General features: G+C 73.3%; 3 protein-coding genes. All 3 read left to right on the plus strand.

Translation table 11 applies throughout. From position 1 onward, the window contains the following. Positions 1-70: 70 nt before the first annotated feature. The 3 genes from ACFU0Y_RS17665 to guaA are packed head-to-tail and all read left to right on the plus strand — an operon-like array spanning position 71 to position 3,301. Positions 71-1,081 (plus strand): SURF1 family protein, encoded by a 1,011-nt coding sequence (locus tag ACFU0Y_RS17665; protein ID WP_380216188.1) that lies wholly within the window; start codon positions 71-73, stop codon positions 1,079-1,081. Next, positions 1,074-1,670, plus strand: coding sequence for a DUF3817 domain-containing protein (locus ACFU0Y_RS17670; protein ID WP_380216190.1), 597 nt, complete (start codon positions 1,074-1,076; stop codon positions 1,668-1,670). The genes ACFU0Y_RS17665 and ACFU0Y_RS17670 overlap by 8 nt, the downstream gene beginning before the upstream one ends. A gap of 23 nt (positions 1,671-1,693) precedes the next feature. Next, on the plus strand, positions 1,694-3,301 hold the full coding sequence (gene guaA, locus ACFU0Y_RS17675) for a glutamine-hydrolyzing GMP synthase (RefSeq protein WP_380216192.1): 1,608 nt from the start codon (positions 1,694-1,696) through the stop codon (positions 3,299-3,301). Positions 3,302-3,375: the final 74 nt, after the last annotated feature.

Genomic DNA, 3,375 nt, shown 5'->3' on the forward strand with positions numbered 1-3,375 from the left:
CCCGGCGGGGCGCGGCACGGGCCCTCCGCGCAACTGGCGAACGCCCAGGAAGGCGCACTAGCCTTGTCGGGTGCTCTCGACCGCCCTGCGCCCCCGCTCGATCCTCGCCCTGATCGTGAGTCTCGGGCTGGCCGTGGGCTTCGTGCTGCTGAGCCAGTGGCAGCTGGAGTCCAGCGAGCAGGCCCGCACGGTCGCGGACCCGGCGAAGGACGTGGCCGTCCCGCTCACCGAGGCCGCCCGGGCCGGCGCCCCCGTGAGCGCCGCGCAGGCCGACCAGCTCGTCACCGTCACCGGCGACTACCGGGACGGCTCCACCGTCCTGGTCCCCGGCCGGCTGCAGGACGGGGCGGAGGGCTGGTGGGCCGTCACCGCCCTCACCGTCCCGGACAGCGAGGACCTGTGGCCGGACGCCCGCGGTGAGCTCACCCTCGCGGTGGCCCGCGGCTGGACCGCCGACCCCGCGTCCGTGCCGGAGGAGCCGTCGGGCGCCGTCGACGTCGTCGGCCGGTACCTGCCCGCCGAGGGCCCGGTGCCCCGCGCGGACCTGCCCGCGGGCCAGGTGGGCACGGTGTCCCCGGCACAGCTCACGAACCTGTGGGACGTCCCGCTGTGGTCCGGGTACCTCGCGGCCTTCGCCGAGAACCCCGCCTCCGCGCCGTTCCAGCTCGCCGGGGACGGGAGCCTCGCCCCGGACGCCGCGCTGCTGGACCCGGAGCTGTCCCGGCTCGACATCGACCAGCAGCCCACGGACGAGTCCGTGAACCTGCTCAACCTCTTCTACGCGGTCGAGTGGGTGGTCTTCGCCGGCTTCGCCCTCTACATCTGGTGGCGGTTCGTGCGCGACGAGTGGCAGCGCGAGCAGAACCCGGACGAGTACTTCTACTTCGAGGGCGAGTACTACTACGACGAGGCCGCCGGACGCTACTACTACTACGACCCCGAGGCGGGGGAGTACTACTGGTTCGACGACCAGCCCGGCGACCGTCCCGCCGCCCGGCCCGGCGACCGTCCCGCCGCCCGGGTCGGCGAGACCATCACCCACGACAGGACCCAGGACAGGACCGGAGCCCACCATGACTGAACCCACGCAGCCGACCCCCTCCCCGGCACCCGCGCCGAAGGAGCGCACCGACGGGGTGCGGGTCTCCCTCCCGCCGGACGCCCGCCCCGCCGAGGCGGCGTCCCCGGGCCGCGTCCCGCGCCGGGCGGCCGCCCTGCAGCCGCGCCGCCGCTTCGGGGGCACCGAGTCCCAGATCCGCGGCGCCCTCGGCTTCTACATGGTCTGCGCCTGGATCTCCGGGACCTTCCTGCTGCTGCTCGTGGCCGAGATGGTCACCCGCTACGGCCTGGGCTACGACCTGATCGCGGGCGGCACCGACCGGGCCACCGGGCAGACCGTGGCCCTGGGCTGGCAGGACCTCGAGCTCGAGAACCTCGCGGGCGGGGTCAACATCTCCACGTGGATCCTCATCGTGCACGGCTGGTTCTACGTGGTCTACCTCATCTCCTGCTTCCGGATCTGGACGCTCATGCGCTGGCCCTTCCCGCAGCTCGTGGTCATGGCCCTGGGCGGCGTGGTGCCGTTCCTGTCCTTCGTGGTGGAGCGCAAGATCCACGCCTCGACCACCGCCGAGCTGCGGGCCAACCCGAAGGCCGCGAAGCGGTACTGAGCCCGTCCCGCGCCTGGCCTAGGATGGAGGGCGTGACCGAAACAGCTGAGACCCGCACCGATCTGGAGCAGCGCCCGGTCCTGGTGGTCGACTACGGCGCGCAGTACGCGCAGCTGATCGCCCGCCGGGTCCGCGAGGCCAGTGTCTACTCCGAGATCGTCCCCCACACCTGGTCCACCGAGCAGATCCTCGCCAAGAACCCGGCGGCGATCATCCTCTCGGGCGGACCCTCCTCCGTCTACGCCGAGGACGCCCCGCAGCAGGACGCGGCGCTCTTCGAGGCCGGCGTGCCCGTCCTGGGCATCTGCTACGGCTTCCAGGCCATGGCGCAGGCCCTCGGCGGGACGGTCGCGCACACCGGCGCCCGCGAGTACGGGGCGACCACCGCCACCGCGGTGGGAGGGCCCACGGCCTCCATCCTGGAGGGCTCCCCGGGCACCCAGACCGTGTGGATGAGCCACGGCGACTCCGTCGTGGAGGCCCCCGCGGGCTTCGAGGTCCTCGCCTCCACGGAGACCACCCCGGTGGCCGCCTTCGCCGACGACAGCCGCCGGCTCTACGGCGTGCAGTGGCACCCGGAGGTCAAGCACTCCGTGCACGGGCAGCAGGTGCTCGAGCACTTCCTCTTCGACGGCGCGCAGGTCGAGCCCACCTGGTCGACCGGCAACATCATCGAGGAGCACGTCCAGCGGATCCGCGAGCAGGTCGGCTCCGCGTCCGTGATCTGCGGGCTCTCCGGCGGCGTGGACTCCGCCGTGGCCGCCGCCCTGGTCCAGCGGGCCGTGGGCGACCAGCTCACCTGCGTGTTCGTGGACCACGGGCTGCTGCGCGAGGGCGAGGCCGAGCAGGTCGAGCAGGACTTCGTGGCCGCGACCGGCGTCAACCTCCACGTGGCCGAGGAGAAGGAGCGCTTCCTCACCGCGCTCGCGGGCGTCACCGACCCCGAGCAGAAGCGCAAGATCATCGGCCGGGAGTTCATCCGCTCCTTCGAGGTCGCCGCGGAGGAGGTCGCCAGGACCGCCGCGGAGGAGGGGGAGCCCGTGCGCTTCCTCGTCCAGGGCACCCTCTACCCCGACGTCGTCGAGTCCGGCGGCGGGGAGGGCGCCGCCAACATCAAGAGCCACCACAACGTGGGCGGGCTGCCCGAGGACCTCCAGTTCGAGCTGGTCGAGCCGCTGCGCACCCTGTTCAAGGACGAGGTCCGTGCCGTGGGGCGCGAGCTCGGCCTGCCCCACGAGATCGTCGGGCGCCAGCCGTTCCCCGGCCCCGGGCTCGCCATCCGCATCATCGGGGAGGTCTCCGAGGCCAATCTCGCCGTCCTGCGCCGGGCCGACGCCATCGCCCGCGAGGAGCTGACCCGCGCCGGGCTCGACGACGAGGTCTGGCAGATGCCGGTCGTGCTTCTCGCGGACGTGCGGTCGGTGGGCGTGCAGGGCGACGGCCGCACCTACGGGCACCCCGTGGTGCTGCGGCCCGTCTCCAGCGAGGACGCGATGACCGCCGACTGGTCCCGGCTGCCCTACGACCTGCTGGCCCGCGTCTCCAACCGCATCACCAACGAGGTCGAAGAGGTCAACCGGGTGGTCCTGGACGTCACGTCCAAGCCCCCGGGCACCATCGAGTGGGAGTAGGCCCGGGGGCGGGCCCAGGGCCCGCCCCGCACGGGCGGAACACGAGCAGCCGGGGTCGAGCGGTCCGCACGGAC

Origin of the sequence: Kocuria sp. NPDC057446 (assembly GCF_042802875.1) — a bacterium.
GTDB lineage: Bacteria > Actinomycetota > Actinomycetes > Actinomycetales > Micrococcaceae > Kocuria.